Below are 23,235 nucleotides of genomic sequence, written 5' to 3'. Positions count from 1 at the left end.
TTCGATAAAATTAATTTTAAAAAATGCACACATACCTATTGCATATCACGTTACGTTATCCTTTATCGTAGGTTTTGGAGGGATAACAATGTACAATATTCATATCATTAAATCTAATAACGTGTATCAGGGATTACTTGATCAAGATTACAAACATAAAAAACAATATTTCAAAGATCATTTGCTTAAGTTTTACAAAGAAAAGTTTGAAATACAAAATATACCATATGATAGTGAGCATTTTGATGCATTGTCACTATTAAATGCTACACATGTATCTCCACAAGCATTTAATACAAATCATATGAAGGAAGTCGCATTGTTTGATGATGTATTCTGGAATGATTGTCAGCAAGCTTTAACACATGCGATCAGTCAGTTTGAGTTAAAAGGTATCCTATCACGGATTAATCAATATACGTTTACAGTGTTACTAGGGGATAAAGAGAAACCGTCGATGTATTTGAATCAAAATTACGGGGGCGATGGTGGCGTCCCTGGATACGTGTATATCTCCTTAGTACCAAATGAGTATACATTAGACCGCGTCAAAAGTGCTATTGCACATGAAATGAACCATAATTTTAGGTATCAATATATTCGATGGGATGGTGGTTCGCTTGCAGAATTAATTGTAGCAGAGGGATTAGCTGAAAATTTTGTTGAGAAACTGTATGGTAAGGATTATCTTGGACCATGGGTTACGACAATTAATTGGAGCGAACAACAGGAAAAGATAAAATCAATAATAGAACAACACCTCCATATCTCTAATAGTTTTGAAGCCATGCCTTATCTCTACGGCGATGAGATTACGACATCATATGGTGGCCAACCTGTAGGATTACCACATGCGGCTGGATATACATGTGGGTATTATTTAATAAAATATTACTTAGAAAAAACAGAATGTACGATTGAAAAGGCAACAATTAAAAGTGCGGATGATATATTAAGAGAGGTGTATGATTTTTGGATTACCAATACAGTATAAAAGATGTGATAGACATTACAGGTATCACTAAAAGAACGTTACATTATTATGATGAAATAGGGTTACTGTCGCCTAAAAAAGATTCTCGAAATTATCGCATTTATTCGCAACAAGATTTAGTAAAACTTCAAAAAATATTATTATTAAAAGCGTTGGATTTTAATATTAAAGCTATTGCTAAGTTATTAGAAGCAAATGAGGACCATCTCATCACGTCTATGAGAGCTCAATTAAATGTATTAGATGATAAAATTAAAAAATTACAACAAACTAAGCGTGCTATCCATCAATATGTGAATGGCGTGCCGATAATTGAGATTGAGGAAGTGAATGAGCATGTAACACATCAATATCAAAAAGAAGCACAGATCAAATATGGTAATAGTAATGTATATCAAACATTTTCAACTAGAAATACACATGATATTTTTTCGGAAACACAAATTAAAAATGATTTAGATGCTATTTTTGAAGAATTTAAATATGTTATTCATCAACCTATAGAAAATGAATGTGTTCGTGATGTGGTAATTAAATGGAAAAATTATATGAACTCCTTGGCTAATTTTGATGATGAAGTATTGTGTGGTATCGCAAATACATATTATCATGATGTACGCTTTCACAATTATTTTAAAAAATTTGGCACATTAGACATCACTCGCTTTATATCTGAGGCCGTAAGCTACCATTTGAATGAATGGTGATACTTCAAAGCAATATAAAAACACTTCTCAAGATGATTTGAGAAGTGCTTTTTCGCATTTAAATAATCATTTAGCTTGTTTTTCGTGCACAAAAGACGATATAGTTCAAATCATTTTTATGTTTCTTAAAGGTTGTAAACATGTGTTTGAACATAGGCCGATTTTCATTTTTTAATGCATTTTTTATGATTTTAACTGTGTTTTTAAAACCTTCATCGTAAATCATACCTTTAGGTGTCATTAGCGTCATCGGTCCTTGATGTGCAGCTATCGATTGGAATTGCGCGCTATGGTAAAGTTCTAGCCATTCGGATTTAGGTAATGGTGTCACTTTAACATTAATCGCTTCTGATAAATCACGGCGTATAGTCTCTGCTTGATGTTCATTCATAATCGCAATATCATGTGTGAGTAGTACGCCGCCTGGTTTAAGGACACGGTAATATTCCTTTAAAGCTTGAGTCTTGGCAACTAAAGGTAACATGGTCAGCATTGCTTCATTTAACACGATGTCAAAAGATTGATCCTCAAACGGTAAGCTCAAGGCGTTTGCTTGTTGTGTATGAATCAAATTTTCTAAACCTGCATTCTTTACATTTTGTTGTCCATGCATCAATGCTTTTTTATTTAAATCAATCGCATCGATCTGACAACCATATGTCTGAGCGAGATAAATGGATGTTGTACACATATTACAAGCCACTTCTAACACACGTTTATTTTTTGAAAATTGACCTTGTTTAATTAACCAATCTGTGGCTTTTTTACCACCTGGTCGCAGTCGCGTTTTACCTAATTTTGCTAAAAACGTATGGCCAGCCTCTTGCTTCATGCGTTACACTCCTTATAAATGATAATGATTATCATTTATAGTATCACATATTTATACTTCATGGCGTTTCATCGTACATTTGACACATAACCGTCACGTATCAATTTACACATATTAAAAAGCATCTCTCGTATGATAAAGAGATGCTTTTTTCATTAAAAACCATGAATGCCAAAGTAAATCGCATAAACGATGACCCATACGATAAGCCAAATCATGATTTTGTATCGATATTGAAGCCATTTAAATACATAATGTGATAAAACATATGCAAGACTTGTAACAATGATAAATCGAACGAGTCTCGCAGGAATTGAAATTAGTAAGAATGTAATAATATTTAAATGCTGTGGTGCGATAAAGGCGAATAATTTATAAGGCACCCCGAATAAAGGACCAGTGATTAAAGCATATGCTGGGTTATCATTCATTGTAGTGATGACATGATCTACCATATATGTTTGAACAGAAGGCACATTCAGCAACATATTTAAGGTTATTTTGTCATTATGGAGTGATGCAAAATATATGCAAGCTCCGCCAATTAATGCACCTAATAACGCGCTCATTACGACTTTTACAACGACACGTTTACGTTGATATATGATTGCAACAAATGTTAATAAAACATCTGGAATTATAAAAAAGAGTGTTGCTTCTGAAAATCCCCAAAGTATCGCTAATAACGCCAAAATGTTCACCTCAAATTATTTAATAAGACTATTTTAGCATAAAACGTTTTTGTCAATGTAATTGAATAAGTGTATAATTGCATAGAATACAATATTTTTTATATGAGGTGCTTTGATGATTAGTATTTATGAGTTAAAACCAAAATTTCAACAATTATTGATGCCTATTGTTGATACTTTGAGAAAAAAAGGCATCACACCGAATCAAGTCACGTTGAGTGCCTTAATACTCTCTATTTTAACTGGAGGACTCATAGCGGCTTTAAATGAACAGCGTTGGATTTATCTGTTAGTACCAATCGTAATGTTCGTCAGAATGGCGTTGAATGCGGTGGATGGCGTTATGGCATCGAAATATCATATGAAATCTAATCTTGGTATGTTGCTCAATGAGTTAGGGGATGTCGTCAGTGATTTAGCTTTATTTTTACCCTTTGTTTTGATTGTGCATGATAAAGGGATATCTGTGATAATGTTTATTGGATTTGCGGTGATTAGTGAAATGGCAGGCAGTTTAGTTCAAGTGATTGGGTCTAAGAGACGATATGATGGACCGATGGGGAAAAGTGATCGTGCCTTTTTAATTGGCCTATTATCATTTTTAATCGCAGTCAATGTTCCTGTACTACCGTTGATGCACATCATCTTATATATCGCAACGTTACTCATTTTAGTGAATATCTATAAACGTGTATCAAATGGATTGAAAGGAGCAACATATGAACCTCAATAAACTTTCTTATGAAATGATGATTGTACTTATTGGCCTTTTTGTGGTACTCGTAATTTCTACCATCATTAGTCAAATTTTACTTAGAAAAAACCCAAGTGACGTCACCCAAAATATATGGATGCGTATTAAGTCTTGGTGGGTGATGTGTATCATCTTCTCGTTAGCATTAGTAATACATAAAACCGTATCATTAGTCTTTATGGCGTTTTTATGTTTTATCGCATTAAAAGAATATTTTTCTTTGATTCCAACGAATCGCAGTCACAGACTGGTCTATTTATGGGCTTATTTAACGATACCTGTGCAATTTATTCTAATTTATAATGGATTGTATGGCTTTTTCATCATTTTTATTCCTGTATATATCTTCTTGTTAATACCGATTCAAGCACTTATAGTTGGTGAAACAAAAGGCTTTTTACATTCTATGGCCACGATACAATGGGGGATTATGTTCTTTGTATTTGGTCTAAGTCATTTGGCATATCTTATCGTATTACCAGGTTTGGATAGTACCGTTTCTGGGGCAAGTCTAGTATTATTTTTAGTCATTTTGACGCAAGCGAATGACGTATTTCAATATATCTCTGGTAAATTATTTGGGAAGCGTAAAATTATTCCTAAAGTCAGTCCGAATAAAACATGGGCAGGATTTATTGGTGGCGTCATTTTAACAACAATACTTGCGACGATTTTAGGACCGTTATTGACACCATTTTCGCTACTCGGAATGCTTGTGGCAGGTGTATATATAAGCATAAGTGGGTTTATAGGTGATGTGAATATCTCAGCATTAAAACGTGATTTAAATATTAAAGATACATCTCAAGCGATTCCTGGTCATGGCGGTGTTTTAGACCGTGTGGATTCTTTAACGTATACTGCACCACTGTTTTTCCATTTTACAAGGTTCTTTTATTTTTAAGAAAGGGGGCGTAGGAGATGAGAAATGTATTATTTACACTGATCGTACGTCCTATCGTTTTTATCGTATTAGGACTTAATATACGAAATTACGAGCGTTTAAAAAAACAAGGTCCGCTTGTGGTAATCGCAAATCATAATAGTCATTTAGATACGTTAGTTTTGATGAGTTTATTTAGAGGGAACAGTTTCAAACATGTACGGCCGGTTGCAGCAGGGGACTATTTTATGAAAAATGCATTTTTAAAATGGTTTTCAACGAAGGTGATGAATATTATTCCGATTGAACGAAAAATGACCCGTGATTTTACAGGCATGTTTCAACCCATTTTAGATGAATTAGATCAAAATGGCATCATCATTCTCTATCCAGAAGGATCACGCGGAGAACCTGAAAAGTTATCCAAATATAAGTCTGGCATTTATTATTTAATGCGTGAGCGTCCAGATGTACCCATTCAACCCATCTTTATGCATGGATTAGGAAAGGCACTACCCAAAGACAGTTTTATACTAGTGCCGTTCTTTGTAGATATTTTTATTGGAGAAACATTCAAATGTGATTTAAATCGAAAAGCATTTATGGATGAAGTTACAACCCGATTAAATCAACTTAGAGACGAAGGTAATTTTAAAGAGTGGTAGTCAAAATGAAAAAGTGCAACGTAATTACAGGTGACGATTGATAATTTATTATTTTGGAAAATGCGTCAATAATTGCAAGCTATGATTATGAAAAAGTGGAGGGTACTATGACTCGAAAATTATTGTTATTTGACTTCGATGAAACATATTATAAACATCAACCAACTTCTAGTGATATTGAAGATATGAAAGATTTGGAAGAGTTATTAACACAATTATCAAAAGAAAAGGTTATCGTGGCGATTTTAACTGGAAGTGCTTTAGCAAGTGTGCTTTCAAAAATGACAAAAACAGGTATGACTTTTAAACCGCATTATATTGCGACAGATTTAAGTTCTAAACTTTATACATGGAATGGCAAAAGCTACGTAATTAATGAAACGTATCAAAAGCAAGTTTTAGACGGTACGTTCGAATTATCTGAAATTCAACAATTAATATCGACGATTTCTCATAAATACCATGTTTCATTTCAGCCTCAAAAAGAGTTTCAACCTTACGATACGCATTATAATTACTATTTTAAAATGCAAGGAGACGAAGCGGAAGATCAGCGTATATTAAATGACTTAATCTCAATGGCAAGTGATCAACGTTATGTAGTGAAGTATAACCGCTGTAATCCTCGTGCGGGAGACCCTGAGAATGCATACGATGTAGATTTTTTACCACAGCAAGCGGGTAAGAAATATGCGGCACAATTTTTAATCTCACTTCATGATATACCCAAATCACAAGTCTTAGGTTTTGGGGATAGTGGGAATGATAGGGAATTTTTAAGATTTTTACACAATCGATTTGTAATGTGCAATAGTACCGATCCATCGATGACTTCAGAATTTGAAGTCACAAAGCACGCTTATTATAAAGGCCTCATTTATCATATTAAGGATTTTATAAATCAAACATAGTTATAATAGCGATTGAATGTTTAATTGTGTATAAATTTACCAATTAATAATTGTTTTTCGTTTTAAGAAATTTAAAAATATTAGTGCAAAATGAGAATAATTCTGTATAATCTAATGTGAAACAATTCAAATTTTTAATTGATACATAGAGGGGAGACATCTTAATGAATCATGGAGAATCTAAAGTGGTTCGCATTGAAAAAGCCAAAGGAAAGCAAATGTTGTTTTTGAGTTTAAGCATTATTATGGTATTGATTTTGTTACTTGTAGGGCTAGGTGCATCAAGTACATTTCTAAAAATTATCATGATTTTATGTGCACTCTTTTTTGCTTTAGGAATTTGGTTTTTTACGAAATCATTATTAAATAAAACAGGTTTTGCGATTTTAGATGAACATGGATTTTATGAATATTCATCTGCAATGTCGACCAATGATACGTTAATTCCTTGGAAAGAAGTGAAAGAAATTAACATTAAAGAATTCGGCGGTAAACGTTATGTGCAAGTGTTACTCCATCATCCTGAAATTGCAGACAATGCACGGTCAGCGATTGGGAATATGTTTGCGAAAAGCAATGCGAAGATGGGTTATGCAGGTATTCTTATCGATACTAATAATGCTAAAGGAATGAAGACTGACGACCTATTCCATTTAATGCAGCAGTACCAACAACAATATGGGCAAATTCAAGTTGAATCAGATACGCCTGTTCAAACAATGAAAACAATTGACGAATTATAAGCAATCAAAGGTAGGACACCGTAGTGTCTTACCTTTTGTTTGTTTTTGTTGAATTCAACGTTACAACAAATCACTTTTGTTTATTTTCATATGGTTTTGTAGTAAATTGAACATAATCATAAAAGATGTTATTTAAAAAGTTTCAAAGTGCGTGATGATAAATAAAAAGGTTGTGAGCAGTGTGAATAAATATGAGCGATTAGATGAAATTGCAAGACGTGTTCATGAAAAAGGGACGATACGTATTCAAGATATCGTTGATGACTTAAATGTTTCTGACATGACTGTACGTCGCGATTTAATCGAATTAGAAGAGCAAGGCGTCTTGACAAAAATACATGGCGGGGCACGTAGTAATGCGGCTTTTCAATATAAGGAAATGTCTCATAATGAAAAGCATACCAAACAAATTGAAGAGAAAAAGATGATTGCTAAAAAAGCAGCTGAGCTGATTGAAGACGGCAACCATATCTTTTTAGGTCCAGGCACTACTGTAGAAATGTTAGCAAATGAAATCAAAAATAAACGATTGTCTGTGGTCACGAATTGTTTGCCTGTTTTTCACATTTTGTTCCGAAAACGTTCCGAACATTTTAACGTGTATTTAATTGGAGGCACACAACGAGAAATTACCGAATCATTTGTAGGTGAAATGGCAAACACATTGCTAGAAAAGATGCGTTTTTCTAAAATATTTTTTAGTGCTAATGGCATTAAAGGTAATGATGTCATGACGTCGTCTTATGAGGAAGCGTATACGCAAAAATTAGCAATTTCGCATGCCAATGAAAAATATGTATTAGTGGATGATTCTAAAGTAGGGAAAGAAGATTTTGTGTCTTTTTGTGAATTGTCCGAATTAACTGCGATGGTAACCAATGGTCTAACTGAAGAACAACAACAAATGGTGAAACACTACATCGAAGTCATATAATGACAAATTGTGACAAAAACAATAAAGATGCATATTAATGTTGAACAAAACTAAATATAAGGGTAAAATATTTTTAAGTAGAGAGATAAAGTTGTTGAAACTTTGTCTCTTTTTTTGTCTAAATTAGAACAATCAAACACCAACAAACAAAAAGTGAACAAATAATGTTGTAAATATGTTTAATTACGTTTATAATTTAAACATAAAGAGATGAAAGCGCTTATTTCAATGTTTGTTTCAACAACAGCAATATCATAGGAAGGATGATAAGTGTGAAAGTGATTATTGGTGCTGATCAATTTGGTTTAGCATTAAAAGACCATATTAAAACGTATTTAAAAGACAACCAATACGATGTGTTAGATGTAACAGAAGAAAGTACGTCTGACTTTGTCGATGTAACTGTAGCGGTTGCAAAAGAGGTTCAAAAAGACGATAGCAATTTAGGTATTGTGATTGATGAATTTGGAGCTGGCAGTTTTATGGTAGCTACGAAAATTAAAGGTATGATTGCTGCAGAAGTTTCTGATGAGCGATCAGCATATATGACGCGTAGTCATAATAATTCAAAAATGATTACAATGGGCTCAGCTCTTGTTGGAGAAAAATTGGCTATCAACATTGTCAAAGGTTTTGTTGAAGGAAAATATGACGGAGGTCGTCATCAAATTCGTGTCGACATGTTAAATAAAATGTGTTAATAGGAGGATTTAAATATGAAAATTGCAATTGGTTGCGACCATATTGTTACAGATACAAAAATGGAAGTGTCCCAATTCTTAAAGTCACTCGGTCATGAAGTGATTGATTGTGGCACATATGATTTTACACGTACACACTATCCGATATTTGGAAAGAAAGTGGGAGAGGCTGTTACTAGTGGTGACGCTGACCTCGGTGTATGTATTTGTGGGACAGGTGTTGGCATTAATAACGCTGTTAATAAAGTGCCAGGTGTGCGTTCAGCACTTGTAAGAGATATGTCTTCGGCTTTATATGCGAAAGAACAATTAAATGCGAATGTCATTGGCTTTGGCGGTAAAATTATCGGTGAATTATTACTATGTGACATTGTTGAAGCATTTATTAATGCAGAATATAAACCGACAGAAGAGAACAAAAAGTTAATCGATAAAATTGCTAAAGTTGAATCTATTAATCAAGCTCAAAAAGATGATCATTTCTTTGATGAATTTTTAGAGAAATGGGACAGAGGCGAATATCACGATTAATTGCAAATTCTAATTTTTGAAAATTCAGATAAATAAGAGCGGTATATTTTGAAAAATGCTTTTCAATAAACCGTTTTAAACTAACATTTAATATGAGGTGTAAGACATGAGCACAAAACAAACTTTTTTAGAACAAGTAAGTAATGAAGATGGCATTATTTCAGCACTTGCTTTTGATCAACGTGGCGCATTAAAACGAATGATGGCGAAATATCAAACAGGTGAACCAAGTGTTGAAGATATGGAGAAACTTAAAAAACTTGTTTCTGAAGAACTCACACAATATGCATCTTCTATTTTATTAGATCCTGAATATGGTCTACCAGCAACACAAGTACGTCATCCTGAAGCTGGCCTATTACTTGCTTATGAAAAAACGGGTTATGACGTGAACGCAAAAGGTCGTCTTCCAGATTGCCTCGTTGACTGGTCAGCAAAACGAATTAAAGAAGCGGGTGCACAAGCCGTTAAGTTTTTACTTTATTATGATGTGGATGATGAAGCGGCGATTAATAATCAAAAAGAAGCATATATCGAGCGTATTGGCTCGGAATGTAAAGCGGAGGATATTCCATTTTTCTTAGAAATTTTAGCTTACGATGACACAATTGCTGATAATAAAGGACCTGAGTATGCAAAAGTGAAACCTAGAAAAGTTATCGAAGCAATGCGCGTCTTTTCAAAAGAACGCTTTGGTGTGGACGTATTAAAAGTAGAAGTACCAGTTGATATGAATTTTGTTGAAGGTTTCGGTGAAGGTGAAGTTGTTTACACTCAAGAAGAAGCGGCAGCTTATTTTAAACAACAAGATGAAGCCACACACTTACCATATATCTATTTAAGTGCAGGTGTTTCAGCACAATTATTCCAAGAAACATTACGTTTTGCTGCAAATGCAGGTGCACAATTTAACGGTGTATTATGTGGACGTGCAACATGGGCTGGTTCTGTTCAAGCGTACATCGAAAAAGGTGAGGTAGCAGCACGTGAATGGTTACGTACTGAAGGTTATCACAATATCAATGAATTGAATAAAGTTTTAAAAGAAACAGCTGTATCATATAAAAAATAATCAGTAGATAAAATTCATTAATTGTTGGAGGGGTTTACCATGAATAGAGAAGAAGTTACGATGTTAGGTTTTGAAATCGTTGCTTATGCAGGAGACGCACGTTCTAAATATTTAGAGGCGTTAAACGTTGCGCAAGCAGGAGATTACGCTAAAGCAGAACAATTAATTGAAGAGGGAAATCAATGTATTGTTGATGCGCATAAAGCACAAACATCTTTATTACAAAAAGAAGCGAAAGGTGACGACATTGCGTACAGTGTAACAATGATGCATGGTCAAGACCATTTAATGACAACACTTTTACTTAAAGATATGTTAAAGCACATCATTGAATTATACAAAAGAGGGAGTTAATTAAAATGAACAAGTTAATTGGATTTATCGAAAAGGGAAAACCGTTTTTTGAAAAGCTCTCACGTAATATTTATTTAAGAGCGATTCGTGATGGGTTTATTTCCGCAATGCCTGTTATCTTATTCTCGAGTATCTTTTTACTTATCGCGTATGTTCCTAATATATTTGGTTTCACATGGCCAAAACATATTGAAGCAGCAATTATGAAACCTTATGGCTACACAATGGGTATTGTTGGTTTACTTGTCGCAGGAACAACTGCCAAAGCATTGACAGATGCGTACAATCGTCGTCTAGAAAGTACGAATCAAATTAACTTTATCTCAACAATGCTTGCAGCAATTTGTGGTTTCTTATTTTTAGCAGCTAACCCACTTGAAGAAGGTGGCTTTGCCAATGCATTTATGGGAACAAAAGGGCTTTTAACGGCTTTCTTAGCAGCATTTGTCACAGTAATTATTTATAACATCTGTGTGAAAAACAATGTCACAATTAAAATGCCTAAAGAAGTTCCACCTAACATTTCTCAAGTATTTAAAGATTTAATTCCATTTACTTTAGTAATTTTAGCCTTATATGGTTTAGATTTATTATCACGTGCTGTAATTAATACAAATGTCGCTGAAGCGATTGTAAAATTCTTTGAACCTTTATTTACGGCAGCCGATGGTTATTTAGGTATTACAATCATTTTTGGTGCTTTCGCGTTATTCTGGTTTGTAGGTATTCATGGACCATCGATCGTAGAACCTGCGATTGCTGCCATTACTTATGCCAATATCGAAACGAACTTTAAGTTATTACAAGCAGGCGAACATGCTGATAAGATTTTAACACCTGGTACACAAATGTTTATCGTAACGATGGGTGGTACAGGTGCAACACTTGTCGTACCTTTTATCTTTATGTGGTTATCTAAGTCGAAACGTAATAAAGCGATTGGACGTGCATCTGTTGTTCCAACATTCTTTGGTGTAAACGAACCTATCCTGTTTGGAGCACCAATCGTTTTAAACCCAGTATTCTTTATTCCGTTTATTACTGCTCCGATTGTTAACGTATGGATCTTTAAATTCTTCGTTGACGTACTCGGTATGAACAGTTTTAGTGTGGTATTACCTTGGACGACGCCAGGTCCACTTGGACTTGTAATGGGTACAGGTTTTGAAGTGTGGGCTTTCGTACTTGCAGTCACATTAATTGTCGTCGATGTTTTAATTTACTATCCATTCTTTAAAGTATATGACAAACAGATTTTAGAAGATGAGCTTAAAGGTGTCGATGGCTCAGATGAATTACGTTCAAAAGTATCTGATAATTTCGATACGAAAAAAGCAGACGCTGTCATTGCGTCATCAGTAGGTACTACAACACAAGAAACAACACAATCAACTACAACAGATAATCATGGTATTACAGAACAAACGAATGTACTTGTTTTATGTGCAGGTGGCGGTACAAGTGGATTACTTGCAAATGCTTTAAATCAAGCAGCTGCAGAACATCATAAACCTGTTACAGCTGCGGCTGGAAGTTACGGTGCACATATGGACATCATGAAAGAATATGATCTAGTTATTTTAGCGCCTCAAGTCGCATCAAACTATGAAGATATTAAACAAGATACAGACCGTTTAGGAATTAAGTTAGCAAAAACGCAAGGTGCTGAATATATCAAACTCACGCGTGATGGTGAAGGCGCATTGCAATTTGTGAAAGACCAATTTAAATAAAAGGAGTCTTAAAACATGAAAAAATTACCAAAAGATTTTATCTTTGGTGGTGCAACTGCAGCGTACCAAGCTGAGGGTGCTACGCAAACTGATGGAAAAGGACGTGTCGCATGGGATACGTATTTAGAAGAGAATTATTGGTATACTGCTGAACCCGCGAGTGATTTTTATAATCGCTATCCTGTCGATTTAGAATTAAGTGAAAAATTTGGTGTCAATGGGATTAGAATTTCCATCGCGTGGTCGCGTATTTTCCCGACAGGATATGGTGAAGTTAATACAAAAGGTGTGGCATTTTATCATAATCTTTTTAAAGAATGTTTAAAACGTGGTGTAGAGCCTTTTGTTACGCTACATCATTTTGATACGCCTGAAACCCTCCACTCTGACGGTGATTTTTTAAACAGACAAAATATCGAGCATTTTGTTAACTATGCTGAATTTTGTTTTAAAGAATTTGAAGAAGTTAACTATTGGACAACTTTCAATGAAATTGGGCCAATTGGAGATGGTCAATACTTAGTAGGAAAATTCCCACCAGGTATTCAATATGATTTCGAAAAAGTGTTTCAATCGCACCATAATATGATGGTTGCACATGCGAAAGCTGTTAAATTATATAAAGAGCAAGGATATAAAGGTGAAATTGGCGTTGTCCATGCGCTACCAACTAAATATCCATTTGATAAAAATAATCCTGAAGATGTACGTGCTGCGGAACTTGAAGACATTATTCATAATAAATTCATTTTGGATGCCACGTACTTAGGTAAATATTCAGACAAAACTATGGAAGGCGTTCAGCATATATTAAATGTGAACGGCGGCCAATTGGATTTACGTGATGAAGATTTTGAAGTACTTGATGCAGCGAAAGACTTAAATGACTTTTTAGGCATTAACTACTACATGAGTGATTGGATGCGTGGCTATGAAGGCGAATGTGAAATCACGCATAATGGTAAAGGCGAAAAAGGCGCTTCAAAATACCAATTAAAAGGGGTAGGTCAACGTGAATTTGATATTGATGTACCGCGAACAGATTGGGATTGGATGATTTATCCTCAAGGGTTATACGATCAAATTATGCGTGTGAAAAAAGATTATCCAAACTATAAAAAAATATATGTGACAGAAAATGGTTTAGGATATAAAGATGAGTTCAAAAACGATACTGTTGAAGATGATGCACGTATAGATTATGTGAAACAACACTTGGAAGTTATCGCAGATGCGATTCAAGATGGTGCTAATGTAAAAGGTTATTTCATTTGGTCACTTATGGATGTGTTCTCATGGTCAAATGGCTATGAAAAACGTTATGGTTTATTTTACGTAGATTTTGAAACACAACAACGTTATCCGAAAAAAAGCGCGTATTGGTATAAACAGCTCGCTGAAACACAAATCATAGAATAAAGCTTATGAGACTTAAGACGTTTACACGTGTTAAGTCTCATTGTTTATATAGCGATATTTAACATACATTTGAAGTCCGCATAGGGAAGTGCTATAGTGATTTTAATTTAAGTGTGCTTATTTGATTTGTATCCCAAAAGTTGAACATTGATGAGGAGGTAACATTTATGAAAGCTATAGTAAGTAAACAACCATTTGATTTATCAGATGGAAATTTGTTTGAAGAAATAGAGTTAGCACCGACAGCGTTACAACCACACGAGGTACGTGTGAAAGTGCATGCAATTGGTGTCAATCCAGTAGATACAAAGGTCAGACAATCACCTATGCATACAGATTTTCGTATTTTAGGTTACGATGCGGCAGGGGAAATCGTTGAAGTTGGCACGTCTGTCTTTGATTTTAAAGTGGGTGACGCTGTCTTTTATTCTGGATCGAATCAACGACCAGGCTCTAATCAAACATATCAGACGATTCATACAGATTATATTGCTCATATGCCTAAACAGTTATCTTTTGAAGATGCGGCCGCACTCCCTCTCACAGCCATCACTGCTTATGAAACATTTTTTGATGTATTTAAAATTTCTAAAAATGTACATGAAAACCAAAACAAAACAATATTAATTATTAATGGTGCAGGTGGCGTTGGAAGCATTGCGACACAAATTGCAAAAGCGTATGGCTTAACAGTTGTAACTACTGCTGGTCGAGATGAAACAAAAGCATGGTCCCTTCAACAAGGGGCAGATGCAGTTTTAAATCATAAAATGGATTTAAAGTCTGAATGGGATAAGCTTAAGCTACCATCACCAGACTATATATTTTGTACATATGACACAGATGCATATTACACGCAAATGATTGATATCGTTAAGCCAAGAGGCCATATAGCAACAATTGTAGCATTTAATAACCATCAAGATTTGAATTTATTGAAGCAAAAGAGTATAACGTTTTCTCATGAATTTATGTTTGCAAGAGCAATACACAACTTTGATGTGGCACAATATCAAATCTATTTGAAAGACGTTGCTCAAAAGATTCAAACCCAACAGTATCACTCTACCCGCACTAAAACTTTAGAGGGATTAACGACGGATACGCTTTTTGAGGCACATCAAGCAATGGAACAACAGCAGTTTATAGGAAAGCTTGTCATTAAAGTGATTTAAATAAAAAAATAGAGATTATATTAGATTGAAAAGGGAAAGGGCATACAAAAGGTATAAGGTGGCTATGCATAATGAAAAAGTTTAAAGTGAGTCTCGTCTTTTGGGTATCACTCTTCTTATGTGCACTCTTTGTATTGCTGGGTGCTCTTTTCCCAAAACATGTAGAAAAATCCACTCAAAATATCACATCATTTATTGCGACTCATTTCGCATGGTACTATTTGTTACTTGTGCTCGCGATTTTATTTGTATGTGTGTATTTATTATTTTCAAGACACAGCTCAATTATTTTAGGCAAAGAGGGTGAAGCGCCGGAATTTTCTCTTAAGTCTTGGTTTGCGATGTTGTTTAGTGCAGGCATGGGCATGGGACTTGTATTTTGGACGACTGCAGAACCTCTCAGTCATGCATATACAAAAAGTCCAATCGCTCATACAGGCTCTAATCAGGCTATTGATGATGCAATTCAATTTGCGTTTTTTCATTGGGGTATTCATGCGTGGGGTGTTTACGGCATCGTAGCGCTCGTTATTGCCTATTTTAACTTTCATAAAGGCTATCCAGGGCTTGTAAGTGCTACATTACGCCCGTTATTTGGTGGAAAATTGATGTCAGGACCTTTAGGGGGGTTACTTGACATTTTAGCAATTATTGCAACGGTAACAGGTGTGGCTGCAACACTTGGTTTCGGTGCTTTACAAATTAACCAAGGTTTAAATTACATGTTCGATATAAAACCTTCGTTTACAGCACAATTTTTTATCATTCTGTTTTCGGCTTTTGTCTTTACTTGGTCCAGTTGGACAGGTATTAGTAAAGGGATAAAATATTTGAGTAATTTCAATATGATTCTTGCTTTTATAGTATTGGTTCTTGTGTTTATTTTAGGTCCAACTTTGTATATATTAAATACTTTTTCAAATGGAATTGGTAATTATATTGCGCATTTCTTTGATATGAGTTTGCGATTACCTTTAAATAATGAAACGCAACGCACTTGGGTCAATAATTGGACGATTTTCTATTGGGCATGGTGGATATCATGGGCGCCATTTGTCGGTATTTTTATAGCAAGAGTGTCACGTGGTCGTACCATTAAAGAATTTATTATTGGTGTATTGTTTGTACCTTCACTCGTATGTTTTATCTTTTTTGCAGTGTTTGGTGCGTCAGCTATCGATCAGCAACAACGTGGGGTGGCAAATTTAGCGAAAGAGGCGACAGAAACTGCAACATTTGCGATGTATCAACATTTTCCACTTGGATTTATATTAAGTCTTTTAACACTTGTTGTGATCTTTATTTTCTTCATTACATCGGCCGATTCTGCAAATTATGTGCTTGGAATGTTGAGTACGAAAGGAGATAATCATCCGGCTGCTTATATCAAAGTGGCATGGGGAATCATGCTTGCGTTATTTGCTATAATTATGATTATTACTGGTGGAACACAAGCCATTCAAAACATGCTTATTATAGCTGCATTACCTTTCTCAGTTGTTATTATATTTATGGTTTGGTCATTATTTAAAGCACTGTCAAAAGAACACCCCAAAACGCACTTACACACACATCAGAATACGCGTGGGAAACATTAAATGATGCTCATGTAATGGTAATTAAAGTAGCGTGGATTTCCATTTAAAACTTAAACGCGACGTCTAGATTTAAAAAAGGCCTTCAACGTTTTTCAATAGTAACGTTGAAGGCTTTGTAATATATAAAACATAAAATCATGACACCTTATCACTGAACAAAGTCGATGATTAGCGTTTAGGGGCTGGTTTTTTTAATAGAATAATAACTATAAGGCCAATGATCCCGATAGCCATCGCAACGTATATTGTTGCAAAAAGGTTAATATGCGCAACCACTATACCGCCAAGTAAAGCGCCAAACCCTATACCTGCATTTAAGGATGACATATTCCAACTCATAATTTGACTATGATCACCTTCAACTTGTTCAATCAGACCTGATTGTACTGCAGGATTTGTACTCCATTGAATGATATGCCATATAAAGAGTGCAATAAGTAAAATTATTGTATAACTCCACAATTGGTTTAATAAAAACATCATTATAGTAAAAATAGTACCGCTTATTAATAACCATTTTTTATAAGATAGAATGTCTGTAAAATATCCTCCTACAGACGTTCCCACTACGCCAGCTATACCAATGACGAGTAGGGCTAATGAGACGAATTGAATCGTATGCCCTCCTGATAAAATAAGTGGATTAATGTAGATGTAGGCTACTGAATTCGCAGTGAGGAAAATAAAAGTAATAGATAATAATTTAACCACTTCTGATGGTCGCTTAATGCGCATACGATAATCTTCTTTTGTTTCAAATTGTGTTTGAATACGATGTGGCAAAAAGCATAGTAACATGATGCCAGCAATAATTGCTACCACAATAATCAGTCCAAAAGTATAACGCCATCCTATCCAATCTCCAATGAGTGTACCTAATGGTACGCCAAAAACATTTGCGCCGCTAAACCCTGTATACACAAGCCCGAGCATGCGTCCACGATGTTGGGGTTTCGCTAAAATAACTGTAATCGCTAAAATTTTAACGACAATTAATGCTGCAGCAGCAGATGAGATAATTCGACCAATGACAATCATAGTGAAATTTGGAGAAAGCGCAATGATAAGATTACCAATAATAAAAGCAAGTATTGTTGAAAGTAAAACCGTTTTAGGTGAAAAGCGTTCAGTAAGCTTCACTAATATTGGACCTGTAAGTGCAAAAGTAAAGGCATAAATCGTGACGAGTTGACCAATCCATGCTTCTGAAATATGGAGGTCATGACTCATTAAGCTTAAAATTCCTGCAACGACCAGCTCAACCATTCCTACAATGAAAATGCTCAGCATAAAAGTAATGGTACGCATGACTGTCATTTTAACATGTCTCCTTTTTTAGTCTCTGTGCTCAATTTTAATATACTTTACTAAAATACGGAACCACTGAATATCAAAAAGTGCTCCATGATGCATGCCATAAATAAATAAGCTTTCAAACTCCATTTTGACATGAACTTTGAAAGCTTATGCAATACATAATAGTAACCTCACTGGCAGTTAAGTTACGGTTGTGATGACGTAGGGACTTTGAAAATGAGCAACAACAAGTGCTTTTTACATTTTTAGTGGATTATCAACTTGAATATACGTATAGGCATGGGCTTCATCTAAGAGTCGCATCGTCGTGACGCATTTATAGTCAATTTGCGCTTTGAAAAATACGTTTTCAATCTCCTGTATACGGGCGAAATTGCTTTCATTTGATTTCAATACTTTAAATACATCTTGAATGCGTTCGCGTACGATATGCCATAAATCAAGTTCGATTGATGAATCGTCAACGTATTTTGCAATGCATCCAACCAGTTCACCCAAATGATTTTGAACGGTTGAATAAAACGCTTTGTTAAATACAGTAGTTTGACTATCCGTAAGAATACGTGATTTTTCGTGAAAATGGTGTGTTGGAAATCCTGAAGCATTCAACTGTTTTTCATCGATACGTAAGCCTTCAAAATCCCGAATCAGCATTTGGGTTAATGCGCCGCTGTCTTTGTTTACCACAGCAACCGTATTTTGTAAGTGTGCCTCGAGGGCGATACCATACTTTACAAGTAGTGGGACAACATAATCAATCAATGACGCAGCATAACTTTTAAACCATTGAAGCACACTTTCCCGTTGATCTAAGTGATGATGATGTTGATAACGTGAAATGAGCGCCATCAATAGTGGTGTTCTTTCATTTGGAAGTGTGGCTACGAAACTTGAAGGGATTAATGGTATTTCATCATTATTAACGTAGCGATAAATGTTTTCACGGTAGAGTGTTCCGAGTTGTTCGCTACGCTGTTCCTGTATGCTAGGGGCATCTGATGGTTTATAAAAATGAATACCTGCCCACTCTGGAACAGATTGTGTATTTAATTGTGTAAACCATTTATCCTCTGATTCTATGGTGCGCAAAATATGGGTCATCAATGGGCCATTATGAGTCGTTTGTTCAGATAACGTTCGTATCTCACCTGTTATATGGACATTTGTCGATAGTTTAATATGTGGTGTTATTTTAGGATGCTTTGGCATTAATGTTCTAAAGGATAATCCTGCAAAATAAGGCGCATCATAGGAAATTGGTATGATAAGATGCGTCATTAATTCTTGTGAATAGTCTTTGTTTATAATCTGTTGATATTGCCATGGATGAATAATCATCACATCGTAGTCATCAATGTTTATTGATGAAGCCACTTGAGCTTGAATCGTTTCTTTTAAATTTGAAAACATTTGAAAAATAGCTTCTTGATATGGACCTACAATACTTTGTTTACGCGTCAATGATTCGTGTATTAATACGAATTGTAAAGGGATTTCATGGTTGTATTCAGAAGTATACTTGATAGTTTCTTCAGTAGTCATACCTTTACGAAGTTTGGCGCCTGGGTGAATAGGGTGACCTTCGATTACGGATTGCTCAGATGCCAAATACGCATCAGGTTGTTTTTGAATATAAGTTAACAATGAAGAGGTGACATCTTTGAATTTAAAAGATTGATAACTTAATGCGAGTGCCATATGTGTTGCACTATTTTCTAAATCGTCTTTGAATTGTTGACTGTGTTCGCCGTTTAAAGAAGGGTCTTCTCTTAATACAACATTTAACAATTCATTTGGGTGTAACACGCGATGATATGAATGATCTTGCAACCAATAAAATGGGCCAGTCACATCAATACGATTGAAAGCGTGTTGACCCGTCACTTCAGCACAAATCGATATATTTTGAGAAGGGAAATGAATCTTTAACACATCATTATTATTGAAAGGGGTATTTTCTAAATGATTTGCAGACAAAATATGACTATTTTCATAGCCTCCAACAAGATTCTCTCTATAAAGAGATCCCATCAAACGTGCCGTTACTTTATCACGCCCGGCTAAAAGGTGTTGTAAAAACAATTCAGCCCATTCTGTAGAGTGCTTTCGTAAATATGCGTAACTTTCTTTTTCTTCGCGTGAAAATTCTAGTTGTTTATAACTTACTTTACTTTCGGAATTCATTTGTGCACCTCATTCTTTTTGTTTTACAAATGCATAGAGGATTCGTATAATCCATAATATCGGAATTGAGAATCGTTATCAATTGAAGAAAGGTGAGTATTTTGGCTAAATGGTATTTTTCTAGCACTTTTTTACTCTTTTTAGGAAATTGGATTGGTCAGATTGCATTAAATTGGTATGCGTTTCAAATGAACCATAATGCGATGGATTTGGCTTTACTCAATTTCTTCCGTTTAATTCCCATTTTTTTATTAAGTTTATGGGCAGGGGGCTTAGCCGACCGGTATTGTAGATGTAACCTCATAAAATGGAGTGTCGCAAGTTCATGTGTTGTGACAACCACCTTAACCGTTTTAGTGTTTTCTATAGGAAATGTACCGATGTTCGTATTATTTAGCTATGCCTTTTTGCGTGGCTCTTTAAGTGCATTGGAAACGCCAGTAAGACAAGCTGTATTACCAGATTTATCGACAAAGTTACCCGTGTCTAAAGCTGTATCATACAATGCTTTTATACTCAACATATGTCGTTCTATTGGACCAGCTATTTCAGGTTTTATTATTGCGTTATATGGCAGTGCATATGCCTTCTTGTTACAAGCTGTAGTGTATGGAATATCACTGTTACTCAGTTTACCGCTTTATTTTAAAGCGACACAACTAAAACGAGTTAGAGGTCTTTCTTTCACCGTTGCCAAGCAGTATTTAAAAATACATATACAAGGTAGAAACATTTTTTTAACTTCACTCGTTATAATGGCTACAGGTTATTCCTATACAACAATGTTACCTATTTTAACAGATGCGCATTTTCCAAATAATGCATCTGTTTTTGGTACGGCGATGACAATCAGTGCAATCGGTGGTGTGATTGCAACATTAGTACTTCCTCATATTATCGATTATACTAAAAATAATCATCTATATTTTTTTAGTTCGATAGGATTTGGAATTGGGTTATTGAGCCTGTTTAAAGCTAACGTAATGACTTTGTTCATTGTCATCTTTTTTGTAGGTATGTTTGGTCAATTGGCCCGTACTTCAAACAGAGTCTTTTTCCAAAATGATATTGAACCGGAACATCGGGGGAAAATTTTAAGTGTGATTATGATAGATCGCGGAATGATACCATTAGGCGCAATGCTATTGAGTTTAATCACGGATTGGATCGGTATTACACCTACATTTTTAATTATGGGGATCACCACAATGAGCATCGCTATTTTGGGGTATGTAGTCAATCAAAAATATATTGGAGGTCCATTGAGAAATGAAACTCACTAATGATCAACGTGCGGATAGAAATATACAATATCGGGTGTTACTAGCCTGTATGAAAGAGTCACTATTTCCTAATGATGCGCACGTTCAGATTCACCCCACATCGGTAGAAATACAATTTCACCAACATGTGTTGCATGTTAAATGTCAAACACATAGTGCATTTTTTCAAATACATTTAAACGGTCCGATAACGTATCAGATGGGTCAATCTAATGAACAGCTTGATAGTTTAGAAGCACTCATCTCACATTTGGAAACACACTTTAATATTCCATTTCATGATCAACTCATAGAAGAATTAAAACATAGTCGGTTAGGATTATCTTTAACTTATGATCAATTGGAACAACGTAAAATCGCTATGCAACATTCATTAAAAATCACACGTTTACCTGAAAAAATTAACTTTATATCATGGCTGAGCCATATGCAAGGGAATAACGATTGGACGAGTTTAGCATATACTGAAGGCATGGTTTGGGAGGGGCATCCTTCACATCCGCTTTCTAAAACCAAACTTCCATTAAACGAAGCTGAAATTCGTGATTATGCACCTGAATTTATGAAAACGATATTTTTACGTATCGTCCTCGTGCATCAAGATGAACTTGAAATTACTGCTATGGACGGTAATGACCGTTTTATTGGTGCACACGTATTACCTGAATTTAACGGGCGACTCAAGCAATTTTTAGAACCATTAGGATGTCAATTAAATGATTATCGAATTATGTTAGTGCATCCATGGCAATATGACAATGTGATTACAACACAATTTGCCCATAGAATTCAGATGTTACGCATTATACCAACGCCATACAGTGTGCCATCTAAAGCAACACTCTCATTTAGAACAATGGCACTAGAACAAAAACCTTATCATATTAAGTTGCCTATTAATGTACAAGCAACAAGTGCGGTACGTACAGTGTCCACTGTAACAACTGTAGATGGGCCAAAGCTTAGTTATCAATTACAAAGGCTTTTAAATATATATCCAACTCTACAGGTTGCTTTAGAGCCTTATGGTGCTTATGTAAAAGAGGAGCCAGATACTGCACGTCAATTCGGAATGATTGTACGTCAATCTCCAGCAACCGCGAATCAAAATGTATTACAAATAGTGACTGCTGCACTCACTCAAGAAAATCCAGTAGACGAACAAATCACCGTTGACAGCTTAATTGAATTTTTATATGACGATATTAATGAGGCAACTATCGTACGTTTCATTAAAGACTATACACATGCGTTAATACCACCGTTAATTGCTTATATCCAAACTTATGGCATTGCACTTGAAGCCCACCAGCAAAATACGGTTTTACAAATTAATCAACAAACCCGTGAATTTTCCTTTAATGTGAGGGATTTAGGTGGCTCTAGGATTGATCTTCCAACATTGCAAAAAGAAGTGCCAGAACTAGAAATTTCTAACCAAAGTTTAATTGCTGAGGATATCGAAGCGGTGGTAGCCAAATTCCAACATGCTGTAATCCAAAATCAATTGGGGACCTTAATAGATCATTTTAATCATACACATCATATTGCAGAACCATGTCTTTATGCCATCGTTCGCGACGAGGTAGATACAGCGATAAAGGATCATTTATCGCATGCAAGTGTCTTGAGAGAAATTTTATTTGGTCAAACAGTGACTGTTAAAGCATTGCTTACAATGCGTATGCATCAAAGGGTAAAATCGTATATGCAAATCGAACTCCAAAATCCAATACGAAAAGAGGTGTAAATT

The 23,235-nt window shown here is 35.1% G+C and carries 22 protein-coding genes; 18 read left to right on the top strand and 4 right to left on the bottom strand.

Going from position 1 to position 23,235, the window contains the following annotated elements; translation table 11 throughout:
* The first annotated feature begins 88 nt into the window (after nt 1-88).
* Nucleotides 89-994 (top strand): DUF2268 domain-containing putative Zn-dependent protease, encoded by a 906-nt coding sequence (locus GJE18_RS08935; RefSeq protein WP_107368281.1) that lies wholly within the window; start codon nt 89-91, stop codon nt 992-994.
* Nucleotides 973-1,701: a MerR family transcriptional regulator gene (locus GJE18_RS08930; protein WP_107368282.1), complete on the top strand. Its 729-nt coding sequence runs from the start codon at nt 973-975 to the stop codon at nt 1,699-1,701. The genes GJE18_RS08935 and GJE18_RS08930 overlap by 22 nt, the downstream gene beginning before the upstream one ends.
* A 70-nt stretch (nt 1,702-1,771) precedes the next feature.
* Here the strand turns inward: GJE18_RS08930 and GJE18_RS08925 are convergent, their stop codons facing one another.
* Complete coding sequence (locus GJE18_RS08925; protein WP_060551593.1) at nt 1,772-2,533, bottom strand: class I SAM-dependent methyltransferase; 762 nt, start codon at nt 2,531-2,533, stop codon at nt 1,772-1,774.
* 155 nt (nt 2,534-2,688) lie between these two features.
* Complete coding sequence (locus tag GJE18_RS08920) at nt 2,689-3,225, bottom strand: hypothetical protein (RefSeq protein ID WP_107368283.1); 537 nt, start codon at nt 3,223-3,225, stop codon at nt 2,689-2,691.
* Nucleotides 3,226-3,340: 115 nt separating this feature from the next.
* Between GJE18_RS08920 and GJE18_RS08915 the strand changes: the two genes are divergently transcribed.
* The 14 genes from GJE18_RS08915 (at nt 3,341) to GJE18_RS08850 (ending at nt 16,698) form a co-directional block, all read left to right on the top strand.
* Nucleotides 3,341-3,958, top strand: a complete 618-nt coding sequence (locus GJE18_RS08915) for a CDP-alcohol phosphatidyltransferase family protein (protein ID WP_168429082.1) — start codon at nt 3,341-3,343, stop codon at nt 3,956-3,958.
* Nucleotides 3,945-4,883: a phosphatidate cytidylyltransferase gene (locus tag GJE18_RS08910; protein WP_051879734.1), complete on the top strand. Its 939-nt coding sequence runs from the start codon at nt 3,945-3,947 to the stop codon at nt 4,881-4,883. The genes GJE18_RS08915 and GJE18_RS08910 overlap by 14 nt, the downstream gene beginning before the upstream one ends.
* A 17-nt stretch (nt 4,884-4,900) precedes the next feature.
* Nucleotides 4,901-5,527, top strand: a complete 627-nt coding sequence (locus GJE18_RS08905; protein ID WP_060551591.1) for a lysophospholipid acyltransferase family protein — start codon at nt 4,901-4,903, stop codon at nt 5,525-5,527.
* Nucleotides 5,528-5,634: 107 nt separating this feature from the next.
* Entirely contained in the window at nt 5,635-6,438 is an 804-nt protein-coding gene (locus GJE18_RS08900) for an HAD-IIB family hydrolase (RefSeq protein ID WP_107368284.1), read from the top strand.
* A 164-nt stretch (nt 6,439-6,602) separates the two neighbouring features.
* The gene (locus GJE18_RS08895) at nt 6,603-7,181 is read left to right on the top strand and encodes an STM3941 family protein (RefSeq protein ID WP_107368285.1); all 579 of its coding nucleotides are present in this window, start codon (nt 6,603-6,605) and stop codon (nt 7,179-7,181) included.
* A 181-nt stretch (nt 7,182-7,362) separates the two neighbouring features.
* Complete coding sequence (locus tag GJE18_RS08890) at nt 7,363-8,115, top strand: DeoR/GlpR family DNA-binding transcription regulator (RefSeq protein WP_107368286.1); 753 nt, start codon at nt 7,363-7,365, stop codon at nt 8,113-8,115.
* Between the two features lie 272 nt (nt 8,116-8,387).
* The gene (gene lacA / locus GJE18_RS08885; protein WP_037567165.1) at nt 8,388-8,816 is read left to right on the top strand and encodes a galactose-6-phosphate isomerase subunit LacA; all 429 of its coding nucleotides are present in this window, start codon (nt 8,388-8,390) and stop codon (nt 8,814-8,816) included.
* A 15-nt stretch (nt 8,817-8,831) separates the two neighbouring features.
* A complete protein-coding gene (lacB, locus tag GJE18_RS08880; RefSeq protein ID WP_037567168.1) occupies nt 8,832-9,347 on the top strand; it encodes a galactose-6-phosphate isomerase subunit LacB in 516 nt (171 codons plus the stop codon).
* Nucleotides 9,348-9,453: 106 nt separating this feature from the next.
* The gene (lacD, locus tag GJE18_RS08875) at nt 9,454-10,419 is read left to right on the top strand and encodes a tagatose-bisphosphate aldolase (RefSeq protein ID WP_107368888.1); all 966 of its coding nucleotides are present in this window, start codon (nt 9,454-9,456) and stop codon (nt 10,417-10,419) included.
* 39 nt (nt 10,420-10,458) lie between these two features.
* Complete coding sequence (locus GJE18_RS08870; RefSeq protein WP_037567172.1) at nt 10,459-10,773, top strand: PTS lactose/cellobiose transporter subunit IIA; 315 nt, start codon at nt 10,459-10,461, stop codon at nt 10,771-10,773.
* A gap of 5 nt (nt 10,774-10,778) precedes the next feature.
* Nucleotides 10,779-12,506, top strand: a complete 1,728-nt coding sequence (locus tag GJE18_RS08865; RefSeq protein WP_107368889.1) for a lactose-specific PTS transporter subunit EIIC — start codon at nt 10,779-10,781, stop codon at nt 12,504-12,506.
* A gap of 15 nt (nt 12,507-12,521) precedes the next feature.
* Complete coding sequence (lacG, locus tag GJE18_RS08860) at nt 12,522-13,925, top strand: 6-phospho-beta-galactosidase (RefSeq protein ID WP_037567175.1); 1,404 nt, start codon at nt 12,522-12,524, stop codon at nt 13,923-13,925.
* A 167-nt stretch (nt 13,926-14,092) separates the two neighbouring features.
* Nucleotides 14,093-15,100, top strand: coding sequence for a zinc-binding alcohol dehydrogenase family protein (locus tag GJE18_RS08855; RefSeq protein ID WP_060551585.1), 1,008 nt, complete (start codon nt 14,093-14,095; stop codon nt 15,098-15,100).
* A gap of 71 nt (nt 15,101-15,171) precedes the next feature.
* Nucleotides 15,172-16,698, top strand: coding sequence for a BCCT family transporter (locus GJE18_RS08850; RefSeq protein WP_107370843.1), 1,527 nt, complete (start codon nt 15,172-15,174; stop codon nt 16,696-16,698).
* A 168-nt stretch (nt 16,699-16,866) separates the two neighbouring features.
* On the opposite strand, the gene GJE18_RS08845 is transcribed toward GJE18_RS08850, so the two are convergent.
* Nucleotides 16,867-18,015, bottom strand: a complete 1,149-nt coding sequence (locus GJE18_RS08845; RefSeq protein WP_060551583.1) for an MFS transporter — start codon at nt 18,013-18,015, stop codon at nt 16,867-16,869.
* Between the two features lie 237 nt (nt 18,016-18,252).
* On the bottom strand, nt 18,253-20,199 hold the full coding sequence (locus tag GJE18_RS08840) for an IucA/IucC family protein (protein WP_107368892.1): 1,947 nt from the start codon (nt 20,197-20,199) through the stop codon (nt 18,253-18,255).
* A 101-nt stretch (nt 20,200-20,300) separates the two neighbouring features.
* On the opposite strand from GJE18_RS08840, the gene GJE18_RS08835 reads away from it, so the two are divergent.
* Both GJE18_RS08835 and GJE18_RS08830 read left to right on the top strand, forming a co-directional pair.
* The gene (locus tag GJE18_RS08835; protein ID WP_060551581.1) at nt 20,301-21,482 is read left to right on the top strand and encodes an MFS transporter; all 1,182 of its coding nucleotides are present in this window, start codon (nt 20,301-20,303) and stop codon (nt 21,480-21,482) included.
* Entirely contained in the window at nt 21,469-23,232 is a 1,764-nt protein-coding gene (locus tag GJE18_RS08830) for an IucA/IucC family protein (protein ID WP_107376437.1), read from the top strand. Before GJE18_RS08835 ends, GJE18_RS08830 begins: the two co-directional genes overlap by 14 nt.
* Nucleotides 23,233-23,235 lie beyond the last annotated feature (3 nt).

Origin of the sequence: Staphylococcus agnetis (genome assembly GCF_011466855.1) — a bacterium.
In the GTDB taxonomy this organism is placed as follows: domain Bacteria; phylum Bacillota; class Bacilli; order Staphylococcales; family Staphylococcaceae; genus Staphylococcus; species Staphylococcus agnetis.
Note: the sequence above shows the minus strand (reverse complement) of the source record. Positions and strands in the feature narration are given on the sequence as shown.